Raw genomic sequence first — 16561 nt, 5'->3', positions numbered from 1 at the left:
CACCGGGCGGCCCGGAACTTCGTTCGCCAATGTCCGGAAAGCGCGCCCGTTTTGGGGTGGGTGTGGTACTGCGGAACCGGTGGATGCGCAACGTGGCGCAGTCCACAGCGGGCTGTCGCGGATCATGCTGTCGCGACGGCGGAACGGCCGGGACAATGCCACTGAATGGCTTTGTCGCCTTTTCCGGCGGGTCGTTCGTGCCGCTGGGCACGGACGCTCGTTCTTCACTACGGGCGGTCGGTGCGCCGTTCCGGGTGAGCTGGTCGTAGGAGCACGAAACCGATGGGCGAGGGGTACGCATGACCGACACCGGCCAGGTCCCGGCCGAGGGGCAGCCGGAGAGCGCAGGCATGGTGGAGCAGCCGGGCGTTCCCGCGCACGGTGCGTACACCTACCTCTCCGAGTCACCCGCCGAGGACGAAGACCTGCTGCTGCCGGGTGCCCAGGGCGCGTGGGGCAACGAGGTGCCGCCACCCGCTCCGGAACCGGTCGTCGAGGCCGTCCATGAGCCGGGCCCGCACGAGACGGCCGGCCGCGACAGCGGCTCCGTCGACCTCAATGGCGTCCGTCTGCCGAACCCGGCCCCGGCGTCCGTGCCGCCGTCGCCCATCCTCTCGGCCCCGCAGGACCAGCCGGCCGCCGCGCAGCCGCCGCGCCGGCCGCTGCACCTCGGCCCGCCCATCCCCGACGCCTCCGCCAGCCCGGTCCGCTCCCTCGCCGACCGCGGCCCGGCCGGAGCGCCGGTACGGCAGCCCGGCCCGCCCGCGACCGGGCCCGAGTACCTCGACGCCCAGCCGCTTCGCGACATGGCCCCGCAGAGCGCGGCTCCCTGGGGCGCGGCGCCCACCGCCCCCGCGACGGCCGAGGCCGGCGCACCGGCACCGACCGCCGTGGCCCAGGTCGGCGCACAGGCACCGGCTGCCGAAACGGTTGCTCCGGCCACCGCCCCCGCGGACCCCGCCGACCCGGCCGACGCCGCCCAGGCCGCCGTCGCCCGTCTCACCGACCAGGCGGCCGCGCAGGGTCCGGACACCGCTCAAGTGGTGCACGGACACGACGGCGTGCAGCCCGCGCACGGTCACGACGGGGTGTACACGGCTCCTGCGGGGGCTCCTTCGGACGCGGTGCCCGCTGAGGGCGTCGCCCCGTTCGTCGCGGAGCAGGGGCCGGAGAGTGCCCCTCAGTCTTCCGCCGAGGCCGGCCAGGGTGAGCCCGACGGGCAGCCCGCCGAGGGCACGGCCGCGGTGGACGGCGGGCCGGTCGCCGCTGACGGTGCTTCGGGCGACGGCGTGGCCGTGCCCGTGCCCGTGGCCGAGGAGGCGGCGGTGACGGAGACCGGTCCGCCCGCGGGGGATGCCGTTGCCGAGACCGCGCCGGTCGCCGCGGAGGAGCCGTACGCGCCGGAGACGGCGGTCCCCGCGCAGGAAACGGTGACGCAGCCGGTGGAGCAGGGTGCCGTAGCCGTCCAGGAACCGGCGGCTCAGGCCGTGCCGGACGGGACGCAGGCAGACGCGCAAGCGGGCGTGCAGGAGGGCGTGCAGGTCAGCGCCGCTGCCCAGCCCGTCCAGCCGTCCGAGGTGGCGGCCCAGCCGGCCACCGACGCCGGGCAGGCCCCTGCGGTCGCCGAGACTGCGGACACCGCTCCCGCACCGGAGGCGTCCGACGCCGCCCAGGTCGCCCCCGAGGCCGTTCCGGCCCAGGGCGAGACGGTCGTCCCCGCGCAGCACGCCCCGGCCACGCCCGCCGCAGCGCCCGTGGAGCCGCAGCCGGGCGTGGAGGACGCTCAGCCCGGCGTGGCAACGGTCGAGCCCGGCGTGGTAGCCGCTGAGACGAGCGCGGTGGACGGTCAGCCGACCAATGCTCAGCCGGCGCCCGCTGCCGAAGCCGTACAAGTCCCCGAGGCCGAAGTCGTACAGGCCCCCGAGGCCGTGGCCCCGGCCATGCCCGCGTCCGGCACCCCTGGACCCGCGCCCGTAGCCGCGCCGGAGACGGCGGAGGCCGAGGCCGCCGTCGCCACCCCGGCCCAGGCCGCCGTACCGGCCCCGGCCGTCGCCGCTGCCGAGCCCCACCTCTACCCCGCTCAGGGCCCCCAGCTGGCCGAACCCGTCGTGCCTGCCGCGCCCGCCGCACCCGCCGCTCAGGCCGTGCCCAGCGCCCCGGAGGCCGAGCCCGCCGTCGCGCCCCAGCCCGGGCCGGCCGCCCAGGGCCCCGTCCACCAGGTCGTCGCCGCCACCGAAGCGGCCCCCGTGACCGAGTCCGGCGCTCCCGCCGGCCCGCAGGCACAGCAGCCTGCCGACGTCGCCCCCGTGCCTGCCGCGGCTGAAGCCGAGCCCCTGCCGGACGGCGGTTCCGCCGCGCACCCCGAGGCGGTCGCGCACCCGCAGACACCCGCCCAGCCGGACTCGCAGACACCCGCGCACCCGGACACGCCCGGGCAGCCGGTCTTCGACGCGCCGGTCGAGCCGCTGACGTCCGAGGTTCCGCAGGAGCCGCGTCCGGAGCAGCCGCTCGGGCAGTTCGTGCAGGTCGAGGGCCAGGTGCCCACCACCCCGCATCTGGCGCCGACCCCGCCGCAGCCCCTGGTCCTGCCCGCGCAGGACGCGCCGCAGCCGGTGGCCATGGTGCCCGCGCCGCGCGAGGGCGAGCGAGGCGTCGCCCCCGGGGCACCGGGCGCGGAGCCCGCCCCCGATGTCGTACAGCAAGCGGAGGACCTGCAGACCAGGGCCGCCGACCAGGAAGAAGAGAGCACGGCTGCCGTGGCGGAAGCACCCCGGTCCACCGGCCCCGCCGCGCCCGGCTACGCCGAAGCCGAGCGCGAGGCCGTCCTGAAGGTCATGCGCGAGCGCCGCGACATCCGCAACGGCTTCCGCAGCGACCCCATCCCGCACGAGGTGCTGCTGCGTGTCCTGGAGGCGGCCCACACGGCGCCCTCCGTGGGGCACTCGCAGCCCTGGGACTTCGTCGTCATCCGTTCCGCCGAGACCCGGCGGACGATGCACGAACTGGCGATGCGACAGCGCGAGGCGTACGCCAAGTCGCTGCCCAAGGGCCGGGCCAAGCAGTTCAAGGAACTGAAGATCGAGGCCATCCTCGACACCCCGGTCAACATCGTCGTCACCGCCGACCCCACCCGCGGCGGCCGCCACACCCTCGGCCGCTACACCCAGCCGCAGATGGCGCCCTACTCCTCGGCGCTCGCGGTGGAGAACCTCTGGCTCGCCGCCCGCGCCGAAGGCCTCGGCGTCGGCTGGGTCAGCTTCTTCGACGAGCGGGAGATGGTCCGCGCGCTCGGCCTGCCCGAGCATCTGGAGGTCGTCGCGTACCTGTGTGTCGGGTACGTCGACGAGTTCCCGGACGAGCCCGAGCTGATGCAGGCCGGCTGGTCCAAGCGGCGCCCCCTGTCCTGGGTGGTGCACGAGGAGACGTACGGCCGCCGCGCCCTGCCCGGAGAGGAACCCCACGACCTGCTTGCCGAGACCGTCGCACAGATCCGCCCGCTCGACGCCAAGGCCCTCGGCGAGGCCTGGGAGCGGCAGAAGCGCATGACCAAACCGGCCGGCGCGCTCGGCATGCTGGAGATCATCTCCGCACAGCTGTCCGGGCTGTCCCGGCAGTGCCCGCCGCCGATCCCGGAGCCCGCCGCCGTCGCCATCTTCGCCGGTGACCACGGCGTGCACGCCCAGGGCGTCACCCCCTGGCCGCAGGAGGTGACCGCCCAGATGGTGGCCAACTTCCTCGGCGGGGGAGCGGTCTGCAACGCCTTCGCCAACCAGGTCGGCGCCGAGGTGTGCGTCGTGGACGTCGGCGTCGTCGCCGACCTCCCGGCCACCCCGGGCCTGCTGCCCCGCAAGATCCGCGGTGGTACGTCCGACATGACCACGGGCCCCGCGATGACCCGCGAGGAGGCCAAGGCGGCCATCGAGGTCGGCATCGAGACCGCCCGCGACCTGGTGGCGGCAGGGAACAAGGCGCTGCTCACCGGTGAGATGGGCATCGCCAACACGACGGCGTCCGCCGCGCTGATCTCCGTCTTCACGGGTGCCGACCCGGCGGAGGTCACCGGCCGGGGCACCGGCATCAACGACGAGACGCTGGCCCGCAAGACCGAGGTCGTCCGGCGCGCCCTGGAACTCCACCAGCCGGACCCGGCCGACCCGGTCGGCGTCCTCGCGGCGATCGGCGGCTTCGAGCACGCGGCCATGGTCGGCCTCCTGCTCGGCGGCGCCTCCCTGCGGACGCCGGTGATCCTGGACGGCGTCAGCGCCGGTGCCGCGGCCCTGGTCGCCCGGGCCATCGCCCCCGAGGTGCTGGCGGCCTGCATCGCCGGCCATCGCAGCGCCGAACCGGGCCATGTGGCCGCCCTCAACAAGCTGGGCCTGCGCCCCCTGGTCGACCTCGACCTGCGCCTGGGCGAGGGCACTGGCGCGCTGCTGGCCCTGCCGCTGGTCCAGAGCACGGCGCGGGCGATGCACGAGGTGGCCACGTTCGATTCGGCGGGAGTCACCGAGAAGTAGCCGCCACCACAGCGGGTGGCCCGGTGTTCAACTGCCGGACCACCCGTGCGGTGTGTCCTGCGCACACCGTAAAATCCGCACGTCAGGGCCGCTCCGGAGTCGCAGCGCGCCCACTGCACAGCTGTCCGAGGAGCCGCCCCTCATGGCCGAACACCCCGCCTACCCCGTAGGCCTCCGTCTCTCCGGTCGCCGCGTGGTCGTCCTCGGCGGCGGCCAGGTCGCCCAGCGCCGCCTGCCCGCCCTGATCGCAGCGGGCGCGGACATCGTCCTCGTGTCCCCGGAGGCGACCCCCTCCGTCGAGGCGATGGCGGACGCGGGCGAGATCACCTGGGAGAGGCGCCGCTACACGGACGGCGACCTCGCGGCCGCCTGGTACGCCCTCATCGCCACCAGTGACCCCGACACCAACGTCGCCGCCTCCGCCGAAGCGGAGCGCCACCGCGTGTGGTGCGTCCGCTCCGACGACGCCGACCGGGCGACCGCCTGGACCCCGGCGACCGGCCACAGCGAGGGTGTCACGGTCGCCGTCCTCACCACGGACGCGCGAGGCCGCGACCCGCGCCACACCGCCGCCATCCGGGACGCCGTGGTGGAGGGCCTGCGCGACGGCACCTTGGTGGCGCCCCACCACCGCACCCGCACCCCCGGCGTCGCCCTGGTCGGCGGCGGCCCCGGCGACCCCGACCTGATCACGGTCCGCGGCCGCCGGCTGCTCGCCGAGGCGGACGTCGTCATCGCCGACCGGCTCGGCCCGCGCGACCTGCTCGCCGAACTCCCGCCGCATGTCGAGGTGATCGACGCGGCGAAGATCCCGTACGGCCGGTACATGGCCCAGGAGGCCATCAACAACGCGCTCATCGAGCACGCCAAGCAGGGTAAGTCGGTCGTACGGCTCAAGGGGGGCGACCCCTTCGTCTTCGGCCGGGGCATGGAGGAGGTCCAGGCGCTGGCCGAGGCCGGCATCCCCTGCACCGTCGTCCCCGGTATCTCCAGCTCGATCTCCGTGCCGGGCGCGGCCGGTATCCCGGTCACCCACCGGGGCGTCGCCCATGAGTTCACGGTCGTCAGCGGCCACGTGGCCCCCGACGACGAGCGCTCCCTGGTCGACTGGCCGTCCCTCGCCAAACTGACCGGCACGCTCGTGATCCTGATGGGCGTCGACAAGATCGGGAAGATCGCGGAGACGCTCGTCGCGCACGGCAAGTCGCCGGCGACCCCCGTCGCTCTCGTCCAGGAGGGCACGACGGCCGCACAGCGCCGCGTCGACGCCACCCTCGCCACGGTCGCCGAGACGGTACGCGCCGAGGACGTGAAGCCCCCGGCGGTCATCGTCATCGGTGACGTCGTGACGGTCGGACCGGCGCCGACCGCGTGACCGCTCGTGGCTCGATCACGCGTAACCCGGGGTAACACACCCGTTCCCAGCCGTTGGCACCGCACCCAGGACAAGGCAGTATCACCCTGTGGCCGATCTCATCACCGTCGAGGATCCCGACGACCCGCGCCTGCGTGACTACACGGGCCTGACCGACGTCGAGCTGCGCCGCAAGCGCGAGCCCGCCGAGGGCCTGTTCATCGCCGAGGGCGAGAAGGTCATCCGCAGGGCCAAGGAAGCGGGCTACGAGATGCGCTCCATGCTGCTCTCGGCCAAGTGGATCGACGTCATGCGCGACGTCATCGACGAACTTCCCGCCCCGGTCTACGCCGTGAGCCCCGAACTCGCCGAGCAGGTCACCGGCTACCACGTGCACCGCGGCGCGCTCGCCTCCCTGCAGCGCAAGCCGCTGCCCACGGCCGGTGAGCTGCTGCGCTCCGCACGCCGGATCGTGGTCATGGAGTCGGTCAACGACCACACCAACATCGGCGCGATCTTCCGCTCGGCGGCTGCCCTCGGAATGGACGCGGTCCTGCTGTCGCCCGACTGCGCCGACCCGCTGTACCGCCGGAGCGTCAAGGTGTCCATGGGCGCGGTGTTCTCGGTGCCGTACGCCCGTCTGGAGACCTGGCCGAAGGGCCTGGAGTCGGTGCGCGAGGCCGGGTTCACGCTGCTCGCGCTCACCCCGGACGAAAAGGCGCGGTCGCTTGACGAGGCCGCCCCGCACAAGATGGACCGGGTGGCTCTGATGCTCGGTGCGGAGGGCGACGGACTGTCCACCCAGGCCCTGGTCGCCGCCGACGAATGGGTCCGCATCCCGATGTCCCACGGCGTCGACTCGCTCAATGTGGGAGCGGCCGCCGCGGTCGCCTTCTACGCCGTGGCCACCGGCCGCCCGGACTCCTGACCTTCCCCGCCGGGCTCCCGGTGCGCCGCTCGCCGCCCGGTCGTTTCCCGGACCCGGGTCACTTCCCGAAGTCCCGGCTCAGCGTCGACTCGTGCAGGCCGGCCATCGGGGACGCCTGCCGGTCGCGCAGGAGCTGGTCGGTCACCGGCTGCTCGGGCACCGGTTGTTCGGGCACCGGCTGGTCGGTGTCCGCCGACGGGTAGTCCTGGTGGGCGCGCTGCTGCGGCCTTCCGCGGTCGTCGCCCAGACCGCGTGCGGGACCCTGGCAGCCCTGCGCCACCGCGATGCCGAGCGCCACGAGCAGCGTCACCACCACGAACACGAACAGCCGCTGGCGCAGCAGCCGGGGATTGGCCGGCCGCAGCCCGCTGCCCGTCGGACGCGGCCCCGGCCGCCCGGGACCACCGCGCGTGGCGGGACGGCCCCCGTTGCCCGAGCGCGCCCCGGCGCCGCGCGGAGCCGGGGTCGGGCGTGCCGCGCCCGGCCGCGCGGAGGCACCCGTACCGCCGGCGCGCGATGCGCTGCCGCCCCGCGAGGGCGCCGCGCCGCGCGCCGGTGCGGCGCCACGGGAGTGGGCGCCGCCACGGGGCACCGGCGTGCTCGGGGAGGTGCGCCGCTGGGTGCGCTGCGGCTCGGGGTAGGTGTCGACGAGCCGCCCGGTGGGCCGGTCCGCCTCCGCGGCGCGCGGCGCGGGCGGTCGTACGTCGGCCAGGCCCTGCGCCTCACGGGTGGCGATCTCCTTGAGCCGCAGCGACAGCTGCAGCGTGCTGGGCCGCTCGTCGGGGTCCTTCGCCAGGCAGGCCCGCACCAGCGGGGCGAGCGCGTCCGGCACGCCGTGCAGGTGCGGCTCCTCGTGCACCACCCGGTACAGCATCACCTCGGAACTGCCGTGCCCGAACGGCGAGTCGCCGGTGGAGGCATAGGCCAGGGTCGCGCCGAGCGAGAAGACGTCCGTCGCCGGGGTGACGGCCGCGCCGCGCACCTGCTCGGGGGCGAGGAAGCCGGGGGAGCCGACCGCCGTGCCGACGTGGGTGAGCGTGGAGGCGCCGGTGGCCCAGGCGATGCCGAAGTCGATGATCCGCGGCCCCTTCGGGGACAGCAGGATGTTGGACGGCTTCAGGTCACGGTGGACGACACCGGCCTCGTGCACCGCGACCAGACCCTCGGAGAGCGCGGCGCCGATCGCCGCGGTGTCGGCCGCGCCGAGCGGGCCCTCGTCGGTGACCTTGTCGTGCAGGGAGGGGCCGGGCACGTACTGTGTGGCGAACCAGGGCCGCTCGGCCTCCAGGTCCGCGGCGACCAGCCGGGCCGTGCAGCCGCCCCTGATCCGCCGAGCCGCCGAGACCTCGCGGGCGAAACGCGACCGGAACTCCTGATCCTCCGCCAGATCGGGCCGGATCACCTTCAGCGCGACCCGCTGCCCCTTCTTGTCGGAGCCGAGGTAGACCACACCCATCCCGCCCGCGCCGAGCCGTCGGTGAAGCCTGAACGAGCCGACGACGCGCGGGTCCTCGCGCCTCAGGCGCATCATCGCCATGTTCATCCCCGCTGCCCGGTCTCTGTGACGTGGCACAGCTTACGTTTCCACGGCCGCTGGCGCGCAGAGGCCGCGCCCTCCGGGCGGCACGGATTGTGCCGGTCCCCGGGGCCAGGTGAGACACGGTCAGGAAGTCGGCGGCTCGCGGGGCATTGAGCCTCCAGCGCCCTCAACCGATCACGGGCGCACGGGCGTTGAGGTAACGAGACGGCAGGTGGTGCCGGGCCGCACACCCGCCGCACGAACACCCGGGGCACTCGGGAGGACCGGCCGGCCGGCCGACCGCGAACCGGACACAGCGTACGTCCCACCCCCGGCCGGAGTGATCGAAGTCACTCCTCCCGCCCCGCCGGGCGCTTCGGGCATGACCGGCCACGAGTCCGCCGGACAGGCCCGTCGGACGCTTCGGACATGACCGACACGGCGGGCGTCCCCCTCCGGGAAGACCCCGAGACCCGGACCCGCGTCTCCACCCAGGGGAGTACGTCCCAGCTCATGGCTCATCCTCCGGGAGGCCCGGCAATCGGTACGAGGGCATGACGCCCGCTGCCCGCCCCGCGCCTAGATTTGAGGTCAAGCGGCGGGTGCAGCACTCGTCCCCCGAGGTCAGACACCCGCCGCTGCCGAAGACAACCGACGAAGACAACCGACACGGTCAGGAGAGGGACCATGGCCCACCCGGCACCGCGACGCATGACGCTCGCACTCCGCCGGACGGGCCGCCGCCACCCCTTGGTGGCGACGATCATGGCCCTTCCCCTGGCGGCCCTGCTCCTGCTCGTCTTCGACGGCTGGGAGACGGTGGCCACACAGGCGTCGTCCGTGGGTGCGATGCTGGGGCGCTGAGCGGCGACCCCAGGCCCGGAAGAGCGGTCCGGGCGGGGACATCCATCCAGGAAACCCCGTGGGGACGGGGGTGCGGCGGACGGCACAAATGCCGGCGCAGCTGGGGAGCTGCGCCGGCATGCGCCGTTTGTGCGCCATTTACGGGGGCGGTACGTCCATGGGGCAGTAGGTCTTCCGGGTCCGGGTGTACCCCGCACCGAGGACACCCCCACTCGCCGGAGCGTCGTACGCTCACCCTCGCCCCCGACCGCAGAGGCCCCCGTTGACCCTCCTCCCCGCGCTCACCGCGAAGGTCAGAGCCGTCGCCCACCCGGACGAGGGCACAGCCTGCGCCTGCGGCACCGTCCCCCTGGCCGAACGCCCGGACGCCGTCGTCGTACGGCATGCCGGTACCGTCGCCAAGGCCCACGCCCCAGGGGCGGACCCCGCCGAGCTGGCCCTCCGCCTGGCCGCGGCCGCCCGCCTCCCGGACGTCCTCCTGCCCCCGCTCCTCCCGGCTCCCGCCCCCCTGCGGGACCGCCTGGTGACCTTCTGGCCGTACGGCACTCCCGTGGACCCCGATGCCCCGGACTCGGCTCCCTGGGAGGCCACGGCCACCCTCCTCGCCCGCCTGCACCGCACGGCCCCGCCCGCCGGTCTGCCCCCGATGCGCGGCCCCGCCAAGGCGGCCCGCGCCGTCGCCCGGCTGCGGACGGCCCTGGAGGACGCGCCCCATCCGGCGGCCGGCCCCGTCCTGCGGTCCTGGGCCGCCCTGCCCGCGTGGGCCCGCGCCGAGGCCCCCATGCCCGGCACCCCCGCCCTCTGCCACGGCGATCTGCACCTCGGCCAGCTCGTCCGCCACCCCGCACCGGACGGCCCCTGGCGGCTGATCGACGTCGACGACCTGGGCACCGGCGTCCCGGCCTGGGACCTCGCCCGGCCCGCCGCCTGGTACGCCTGCGGGCTCCTCCCGCACGACGACTGGACCCGTTTCCTCGGCGCGTACCAGCAGGCAGGCGGCCCGGCCGTACCCGCGGCCGGTGACCCCTGGCCCGCCCTGGACGTCCCGGCCCGCGCGCTGACCGTGCAGACGGCCGCCCTCGCCCTCGCCAAGGCGCGGACGGCCGGCCGCCCGCTGGACGAGGTGGAACGGCAAGTCGTCGACGCCTGTGTCCGAATGGCGTCGATTCCGCACCAGTTGGCGCCCGAATGCACGGACTAGGCCGCAACCGGCCGGGGCCGGGCGGAGTCTGTCCCTGGGGAACCCGAAGCAGTACCGACCGGCGAGGAGTTGAGTCGCCCATGCAGTGTCCGAAGTGCCATGCGCCGATGCACACCTACAACCGCAACGGCGTCCAGATCGAGCAGTGCAGCGGCTGTCGCGGCATCTTCCTCGACTACGGCGAGCTGGAGGCGCTGACCCAGCTGGAGTCCCAGTGGTCCAAGTCCGTCCCGCCGGCCCCGCCCGCCCCGCAGCCGTACCCGGCCCCGCACGCGCCCGCCTGGGGCGCCCCGCACGGCGGTCACCACGGCGGCCACGGCGGCCACGGGCACTACGAGCAACACGGCCACCACGGTCATCACGGCCACAAGAGCTGGGCCCACATGCTCTTCTCCAGCTGAGCGAGGCGGGCACACGAAGAAGACCCCGGCCGTGGATGCGGCCGGGGTCTTCTTGATGCGTGGACGATACTGGGATTGAACCAGTGACCTCTTCCGTGTCAGGGAAGCGCTCTCCCGCTGAGCTAATCGTCCGCGGGCTGTGACCTGGGAGTCACAGACAGTGCGCGATACTGGGATTGAACCAGTGACCTCTTCCGTGTCAGGGAAGCGCTCTCCCGCTGAGCTAATCGCGCGGGTGGGGATCTTCGAGAAGACCCGTGGATCTTGCGAGAAGATCCAGTGGACGATACTGGGATTGAACCAGTGACCTCTTCCGTGTCAGGGAAGCGCTCTCCCGCTGAGCTAATCGTCCTTGGAGGTGGAGACGGGATTTGAACCCGTGTAGACGGCTTTGCAGGCCGTTGCCTCGCCTCTCGGCCACTCCACCAGGAGTGTAGGGGATCGGGATGACCCCTTCTTCCTTCGAGCGGACGACGAGGCTCGAACTCGCGACCTCAACCTTGGCAAGGTTGCGCTCTACCAACTGAGCTACGTCCGCCTGTCGTTTCGGTCCGCTTCCGCGTCCCGGCGACGTGTTGAACTCTAGCGGATTCCCGGGCCAGTACAAAAACGCGTTTGCCCAGCGTGCTGCGCCGCGTCCGGCGGACGACGTGGTCAGGGCCCCTCGGGGTCACCCCGGCGCCACCTTTCGGCCACCCGCCTAGACTCGACCACGTGCTCCACCACGCTCCCCCTCTCCCTGCTCTGGCCCGCTTCGGCGACCGCGTAGCCACCCGTCTCCTCGACGTCACCAGTGACCCCGCCGCCCTGGACTCCGCGGGCTTCTGGGCCGTCTGCGCGGACTTCGAGGGACGGCTGACCTGCGCCCGCTTCGCGGACGTACACGAGGAGCCGGTGCCGCTGCCGGTGCCGGGCGGCTGGCGGGGCCCGGCGGCGGGGGACTGGTCCACCTCCCTGGACCGGGCCGCGTACACGGCGGCGGTCCGCCGGATCCGCGAGTACATCGCGGCCGGCGAGGTCTACCAGGCCAACCTCTGCCGGGTGCTCAGCGCGCCGGTCGCCCCGGACGCCGACGTGGACGCCCTGACCGCACTGCTGGCCCGCGGCAACCCGGCGCCGTACGCCGGAACGATCCGGCTGCCGGAGCACGGCGTGGAGATTGCCACCGCCTCGCCCGAGCTGTTCCTGCGCCGCGACGGCAGAGTCGTGGAGTCGGGGCCGATCAAGGGCACCGGACGCACCGAGGCGGACCTCCTGGAGAAGGACTACGCCGAGAACGTGATGATCGTGGACCTGGTCCGCAACGACATCGGGCGGGTCAGCACGACCGGCAGCGTGAGCGTCCCGGACCTGTGCGCCGTGGAGAAGCACCCGGGCCTGGTCCACCTGGTCTCCACGGTCCGAGGCGAGCTGCGGGACGGGGCCGGCTGGCCGGAACTGCTCGCGGCCGCCTTTCCACCGGGCTCGGTGACCGGCGCGCCGAAGTCGAGCGCCCTGCGGATCATCGAGTCCCTGGAGACGGCCCCGCGCGGGCCGTACTGCGGCGGCATCGGCTGGGTCGACGCCGACCGGGGCGTGGGCGAGCTGGCCGTGGGCATCCGCACGTTCTGGATCGACCGCGCCGAGGGTGTCCTGCGCTTCGGCACCGGCGCCGGCATCACCTGGGGCTCGGACCCCGAGGGAGAGTGGCGGGAGACCGAGCTGAAGGCGTCCCGGCTGCTCGCGATAGCGTCGGGAGTGTACGAGGCAAGCGGAGGGGTGTTCGCATGAGGATCTGGCTGGACGGCGGGCTGCGAGACCTGGAGTCCGCCCTTGTCTCCGTCTTCGACCACGGGCTGACCGTGGGCGACGGCATCTTCGAGACGCTGAAAGCGGTCGACGGCGAGCCGTTCGCGCTCACCCGGCACCTGGACCGGCTGAGCCGCTCGGCCCGTGGCCTCGGCCTGCCCGACCCCGACCACGACGAGATCCGCGAGGCCTGCGCCGCGGTCCTGGCGGCGAACCCGATGCCGCTCGGCCGGCTGCGGATCACCTACACCGGCGGCCACGGCCCGCTCGGCTCCGACCGCGGCGAGCACGGCCCGACCCTCGTCGTCGCCCTCGGCGAGACCACCCGCCGCCCCGACACCACCGCCGTGATCACCGTGCCGTGGACCCGCAACGAGCGCGGCGCCCTCACCGGCCTGAAGACCACCTCGTACGCCGAGAACGTCGTCGCGCTGAGCCGCGCCCATGAACACGGGGCCTCCGAGGCGCTGTTCGGCAACACGGTCGGACAGCTCTGCGAAGGCACCGGGTCGAACGTCTTCGTCGTCCTGGACGGCGAGATCCACACCCCGCCCCTCGCCTCCGGCTGCCTGCCCGGCATCACCCGCGCGCTGGCCGTCGAGTGGACGGGCGCCAGGGAGACCGACCTGCCGCTGGACGTCCTGCACCGCGCCGACGAGGTCTTCCTCACCTCGACCCTGCGGGACGTCCAGGCCGTGCACCGGATCGACGACCGCGAGCTGCCCGGCACCCCGGGCCCGGTCACCGCCAAGGCCATGCGGATCTTCGCCGAGCGTTCCGGCGAGGACCTGGACCCCTGAGCCCGTTTCGTGGTCGTGGCCCGGGAAACGGGCTGACTCGGTGGTCGCCCGTGGGTAGAACACCAGTGATGACCACGACCCTGCGGCCGGTCGAGCCGCTCCAGCAGAACCCCGACGGCACCCGTTCCCGGCGCTACCAGGTGTGCGTGAACAGCCGCCCGGTCGGCGAGATCCACCTGGGCACCTCGCCGTCCTTCGGCGACTCGACGGCACGCGTCGTCGACCTGTGGATAGCCGAGCCCGACCGGCGGCGCGGCCGGGGCACGGTGGCCGCGCTCGCCGCCGAGGAGGTGGCGCGCGGCTGGGGCTGCACGCAGATCGAGACGTCCGTCCCCGCCTCGGCGGACGTCGCCCTGCGGCTGTTCGGCGCCCTCGGCTACACGTTGCGCAACCGCGGCATGGAGAAGCGCCTCGGCACCACCCCGCCCGAACTGCCGGCCGGCAGCGGCGCGCGGCCCATGACCGACGCCGAGTACGACGCGTGGCACGAGTACGAGAGCGAGCACTACGCGCGCATGTGGATCGAGCGAGGTGTGCCCGAGGACGCGGCCCACGCCAAGGCCCGCCGCGACCACGAACACCTGCTGCCGCACGGTCTCGCGACCGACGGCATGCTCTTCAGCGTTCTGGAGCACGAAGGAGCCCGGGTGGGCACGTTGTGGCTGGCCCTGCGGGACGACAGGGCGTTCGTGTTCGACGTCAGGACCGACGCGGCCCATCGCGGCCGGGGACACGGCCGCACGCTCATGCTGCTCGCGGAGCGCCAGGCGATCGAGGCCGATCGGCCGGTCCTCGGGCTGAACGTGCACGCGGACAACACCCCGGCCGAGCGGCTGTACGAGTCACTCGGCTACGAGACGACGGTCCGCACCCTCGCCAAGCCCCTGCTCTAGGGCCTGCCCGACGATTCCCGTCGCGGGCTCAGGCCTCCCGGCCGCCCAGCAGCCGCTCGGCGATCTCCTCGACGCGCTCGCGCAGCCCCTCCTGGCTCTTGCCGCCGTCGAGGCGTTCGCCGCCGATGACGTACGTCGGCGTGCCGGTCACGCCGATCGCCTTGCCCTCGGCCTGGTCGGCGTCCACGATCAGGATGTGCCGGCCGTCGATCAGCGCGGTGTCGAACTCCTCGGCGTCCAGGCCGAGTTCACGGGCGATCTCGACCAGGAAGGGTTCGCCCTTGCGGTCCAGCTCCTCGACCCGCTCCAGCACGGCCTCCACGTACGGCCAGCCCTTGCCCTGCTCCAGCGCCTCCTCGGCGGCCTGCGCCGCGGCGAAGGCATGCTTGTGCTTCTCCAGCGGGAAGTGCCGCAGCCGCAGCTCCAGCCGGTCGCCGTAGCGGGCGCGCAGGGCGCGGACGTCGTCCAGGGCGGTGCGGCAGTCGGGGCACTGCAGTTCGCACCAGACGTCGAGGACGAGGGCGTCGGTGCGTACGGGGGAGGAGTCGCTCATGCCGACCAGTCTTCCAGGCCGGACGCGGGCGACCCAATCGGGACGGTGCACCGGCACTCCAGTAGGAGAGGACCCGGAGATGTCCCTGATGTCCCGCGAGGCCGTGGCACAGCGAGGACGCGGCGGTGCAGGATGGAGGGGACGGAGACGGTGTGCCGTGCAGGTGTGCCGCGTCCGCCGAGTGCCGCCTGCCACCCGACCGAGCCCGCCAGGAGGACCGGATGATTGCCGAAACCGTCTGCTCCGCCGCGTCCGCGGCGGGCCTGGGCATCGCGGTGGTCACGGCCTACCGCAAGCGTTTCCTCGCGGCGACCCGTATCGCGGCCTACTCGCTGGTGCCGGTCGGCCTCGTGATGACCGGGGTCGTCGGCTGGCTCGCCGACACCGCCTTCAGCCCCACCGCCTGGGCCGGCTTCGGGGTGCTGGGCGCGGCCTGGCTCCTGTTCGCGAGCACCCGGGCGGTCGAACGCCGGCGCGGCGGCACCCGGGCCCAGCGCAAGGCGGCCCGTGGCGACCGGGCCGAGGCCGTGGCTCCGGGTGCCTCCGCACCCTCCCTGGGCGCGGGCAGCCGGCCCGCGACCGGGTCCGCCACCGCCCCGCGCGCCACCGGCTCGGGCGAGGACTTCAGTGACATCGAGGCCATCCTGAAGAAGCACGGCATATGACGACCGCATGCCACCGCATCGCTGCCGCCGCCCCGCCGGCCCGCTCGGACTGAAACGACACAGAGCGTCGCGCGGGCGTCCGGAACCGTTCACAACCCGAAGCAAGTCGGACGAGACGGCGCGGATTGCGGCAACTCCCGCATATCGCAGGCGTGTTGATCGCGCACGGGGTCCCTCCTGCGTCATGATCTCCGCGAGATGCTGGACACGACAGAGAGCGAGGCCGCGCCGCCGAAGGACGAGCCGCGCGGGTGCCTCTTCGCCCTATCCCAGCCACCGCTGATGATCTTCCTTGCGGTGATCGGGTGTCTGCTCCTCATGGCTGCGCTGCACGACCTGCTGTTGCTGTGAGCCGTACACGTCCGTCCCGGCGCCACCCGCCGGGACCGACGTCGCCCCGACCTCGGCGTGAGCCTCCGCAACGGCCCCTCGCGCAGGCGACCGCGGCAGCTCCTGGCGGCGCTCCGCCCAGGATCAGTCCGTCGCTTCCTTCCGGCGGGCCCGGTACGCGGCCACGTGCAGCCGGTTGCCGCAGGTGCGGCTGTCGCAGTAGCGGCGGGAGCGGTTGCGGGAGAGGTCGACGAAGGCGCGCCGGCAGTCCGGTGCCTCGCAGCGCCGCAGCCGCTCCTGCTCCCCGGCGACCACGAAGAAGGCCAGCGCCATCCCGCAGTCGGCGGCGAGATGGTCGGCGACCGAGGCTCCGGGGGCGAAGTAGTGCACATGCCAGTCGTAGCCGTCGTGGTCCGTCAGGCGCGGGGTGGTGCCCGCCGCGGCCACCAGCTCGTTGATCAGCACCGCGGCGGAACGGGCGTCCGGGGCGGCGAAGATCGCCGCGAAGCGCCCCCGGGCCCTGCGCACCGCGGAGAGATCGGACTCCGACAGCACACCGACATCGCTGACCTCGTGGTTTCGTACGAAATCCGCGAGAGCCGGGACATCGGGCAGTCCGTCGGCCGCCGCGTCGTCCTCCGGCGCGGTGTTCACCAGATCCACCACGGTGTCGAGTGCGCACCGGGTGTCGTGGGTGATCAGCACGTTTCGCTCCCTGGCCTGAGGGTCGGGCGGACGCCCGCCGATGCTG

At 73.8% G+C, this 16561-nt stretch carries 14 protein-coding genes and 5 tRNA genes; 11 read left to right on the top strand and 8 right to left on the bottom strand.

Going from position 1 to position 16561, the window contains the following annotated elements; translation table 11 throughout:
• Positions 1 to 299: 299 nt before the first annotated feature.
• From cobT to AB0L75_RS17040, 3 genes are all read left to right on the top strand, one after another.
• Complete coding sequence (gene cobT, locus AB0L75_RS17050) at positions 300 to 4514, top strand: nicotinate-nucleotide--dimethylbenzimidazole phosphoribosyltransferase (RefSeq protein ID WP_365181502.1); 4215 nt, start codon at positions 300 to 302, stop codon at positions 4512 to 4514.
• Positions 4515 to 4656: 142 nt separating this feature from the next.
• A complete protein-coding gene (gene cobA, locus AB0L75_RS17045) occupies positions 4657 to 5889 on the top strand; it encodes a uroporphyrinogen-III C-methyltransferase (RefSeq protein ID WP_365181498.1) in 1233 nt (410 codons plus the stop codon).
• An 88-nt stretch (positions 5890 to 5977) separates the two neighbouring features.
• Positions 5978 to 6796, top strand: a complete 819-nt coding sequence (locus tag AB0L75_RS17040) for an RNA methyltransferase (RefSeq protein WP_365181496.1) — start codon at positions 5978 to 5980, stop codon at positions 6794 to 6796.
• 58 nt (positions 6797 to 6854) lie between these two features.
• Here AB0L75_RS17040 and AB0L75_RS17035 read toward each other — a convergent pair whose 3' ends face one another.
• Complete coding sequence (locus AB0L75_RS17035; protein ID WP_365181494.1) at positions 6855 to 8339, bottom strand: protein kinase; 1485 nt, start codon at positions 8337 to 8339, stop codon at positions 6855 to 6857.
• A gap of 663 nt (positions 8340 to 9002) precedes the next feature.
• Between AB0L75_RS17035 and AB0L75_RS17030 the strand changes: the two genes are divergently transcribed.
• The 3 genes from AB0L75_RS17030 to AB0L75_RS17020 all read left to right on the top strand — a co-directional run bounded on the left by AB0L75_RS17030 (position 9003) and on the right by AB0L75_RS17020 (position 10781).
• The gene (locus AB0L75_RS17030) at positions 9003 to 9179 is read left to right on the top strand and encodes a hypothetical protein (RefSeq protein ID WP_365181492.1); all 177 of its coding nucleotides are present in this window, start codon (positions 9003 to 9005) and stop codon (positions 9177 to 9179) included.
• A gap of 262 nt (positions 9180 to 9441) precedes the next feature.
• Positions 9442 to 10380, top strand: a complete 939-nt coding sequence (locus tag AB0L75_RS17025; protein WP_365181490.1) for an aminoglycoside phosphotransferase family protein — start codon at positions 9442 to 9444, stop codon at positions 10378 to 10380.
• Between the two features lie 80 nt (positions 10381 to 10460).
• Entirely contained in the window at positions 10461 to 10781 is a 321-nt protein-coding gene (locus AB0L75_RS17020) for a zf-TFIIB domain-containing protein (RefSeq protein ID WP_365181488.1), read from the top strand.
• Between the two features lie 60 nt (positions 10782 to 10841).
• Here AB0L75_RS17020 and AB0L75_RS17015 read toward each other — a convergent pair.
• From AB0L75_RS17015 to AB0L75_RS16995, 5 genes are all read right to left on the bottom strand, one after another.
• A tRNA-Val gene (locus AB0L75_RS17015) sits at positions 10842 to 10913 on the bottom strand.
• A 29-nt stretch (positions 10914 to 10942) separates the two neighbouring features.
• A tRNA-Val gene (locus tag AB0L75_RS17010) sits at positions 10943 to 11014 on the bottom strand.
• A gap of 47 nt (positions 11015 to 11061) precedes the next feature.
• Positions 11062 to 11133 (bottom strand) — tRNA-Val (locus AB0L75_RS17005).
• A 1-nt stretch (position 11134) separates the two neighbouring features.
• Positions 11135 to 11208: transfer RNA gene (locus AB0L75_RS17000), tRNA-Cys, on the bottom strand.
• A 38-nt stretch (positions 11209 to 11246) separates the two neighbouring features.
• Positions 11247 to 11319 (bottom strand) — tRNA-Gly (locus AB0L75_RS16995).
• A gap of 176 nt (positions 11320 to 11495) precedes the next feature.
• Here AB0L75_RS16995 and AB0L75_RS16990 point away from each other — a divergent pair.
• From AB0L75_RS16990 to AB0L75_RS16980, 3 genes are all read left to right on the top strand, one after another.
• Positions 11496 to 12551: a chorismate-binding protein gene (locus tag AB0L75_RS16990; RefSeq protein WP_365181486.1), complete on the top strand. Its 1056-nt coding sequence runs from the start codon at positions 11496 to 11498 to the stop codon at positions 12549 to 12551.
• Positions 12548 to 13369, top strand: a complete 822-nt coding sequence (locus tag AB0L75_RS16985; RefSeq protein ID WP_365181484.1) for an aminodeoxychorismate lyase — start codon at positions 12548 to 12550, stop codon at positions 13367 to 13369. Before AB0L75_RS16990 ends, AB0L75_RS16985 begins: the two co-directional genes overlap by 4 nt.
• A 68-nt stretch (positions 13370 to 13437) precedes the next feature.
• A complete protein-coding gene (locus tag AB0L75_RS16980; protein ID WP_365181482.1) occupies positions 13438 to 14262 on the top strand; it encodes a GNAT family N-acetyltransferase in 825 nt (274 codons plus the stop codon).
• Between the two features lie 28 nt (positions 14263 to 14290).
• Here AB0L75_RS16980 and AB0L75_RS16975 read toward each other — a convergent pair whose 3' ends face one another.
• On the bottom strand, positions 14291 to 14815 hold the full coding sequence (locus tag AB0L75_RS16975; RefSeq protein WP_365181480.1) for a DsbA family protein: 525 nt from the start codon (positions 14813 to 14815) through the stop codon (positions 14291 to 14293).
• A 221-nt stretch (positions 14816 to 15036) separates the two neighbouring features.
• Here AB0L75_RS16975 and AB0L75_RS16970 point away from each other — a divergent pair, with 221 nt between their 5' ends.
• The gene (locus tag AB0L75_RS16970; RefSeq protein WP_365181478.1) at positions 15037 to 15480 is read left to right on the top strand and encodes a hypothetical protein; all 444 of its coding nucleotides are present in this window, start codon (positions 15037 to 15039) and stop codon (positions 15478 to 15480) included.
• 198 nt (positions 15481 to 15678) lie between these two features.
• Positions 15679 to 15831 carry a hypothetical protein gene (locus AB0L75_RS16965; protein ID WP_167361970.1) on the top strand — a complete coding sequence of 51 codons (153 nt, stop codon included), beginning with the start codon at positions 15679 to 15681 and terminating at the stop codon, positions 15829 to 15831.
• Positions 15832 to 15954: 123 nt separating this feature from the next.
• Here the strand turns inward: AB0L75_RS16965 and AB0L75_RS16960 are convergent, their stop codons facing one another.
• The gene (locus AB0L75_RS16960) at positions 15955 to 16515 is read right to left on the bottom strand and encodes a CGNR zinc finger domain-containing protein (protein WP_365181476.1); all 561 of its coding nucleotides are present in this window, start codon (positions 16513 to 16515) and stop codon (positions 15955 to 15957) included.
• Positions 16516 to 16561 lie beyond the last annotated feature (46 nt).

Origin of the sequence: Streptomyces sp. NPDC052101 (assembly GCF_040680235.1) — a bacterium.
Classification (GTDB): domain Bacteria; phylum Actinomycetota; class Actinomycetes; order Streptomycetales; family Streptomycetaceae; genus Streptomyces.
Note: the sequence above shows the minus strand (reverse complement) of the source record. Positions and strands in the feature narration are given on the sequence as shown.

What these genes read in the sequence shown, in the direction of transcription:
- cobT (WP_365181502.1), top strand. Translation starts at nt 300, where the DNA reads ATGACCGACACCGGCCAGGTCCCGGCCGAGGGGCAGCCGGAGAGCGCA.
- cobA (WP_365181498.1), top strand. Translation starts at nt 4,657, where the DNA reads ATGGCCGAACACCCCGCCTACCCCGTAGGCCTCCGTCTCTCCGGTCGC.
- AB0L75_RS17035 (WP_365181494.1), bottom strand. Translation starts at nt 8,339, where the DNA reads ATGAACATGGCGATGATGCGCCTGAGGCGCGAGGACCCGCGCGTCGTC.
- AB0L75_RS17030 (WP_365181492.1), top strand. Translation starts at nt 9,003, where the DNA reads ATGGCCCACCCGGCACCGCGACGCATGACGCTCGCACTCCGCCGGACG.
- AB0L75_RS17020 (WP_365181488.1), top strand. Translation starts at nt 10,461, where the DNA reads ATGCAGTGTCCGAAGTGCCATGCGCCGATGCACACCTACAACCGCAAC.
- AB0L75_RS16985 (WP_365181484.1), top strand. Translation starts at nt 12,548, where the DNA reads ATGAGGATCTGGCTGGACGGCGGGCTGCGAGACCTGGAGTCCGCCCTT.
- AB0L75_RS16980 (WP_365181482.1), top strand. Translation starts at nt 13,438, where the DNA reads ATGACCACGACCCTGCGGCCGGTCGAGCCGCTCCAGCAGAACCCCGAC.
- AB0L75_RS16975 (WP_365181480.1), bottom strand. Translation starts at nt 14,815, where the DNA reads ATGAGCGACTCCTCCCCCGTACGCACCGACGCCCTCGTCCTCGACGTC.
- AB0L75_RS16970 (WP_365181478.1), top strand. Translation starts at nt 15,037, where the DNA reads ATGATTGCCGAAACCGTCTGCTCCGCCGCGTCCGCGGCGGGCCTGGGC.
- AB0L75_RS16965 (WP_167361970.1), top strand. Translation starts at nt 15,679, where the DNA reads ATGCTGGACACGACAGAGAGCGAGGCCGCGCCGCCGAAGGACGAGCCG.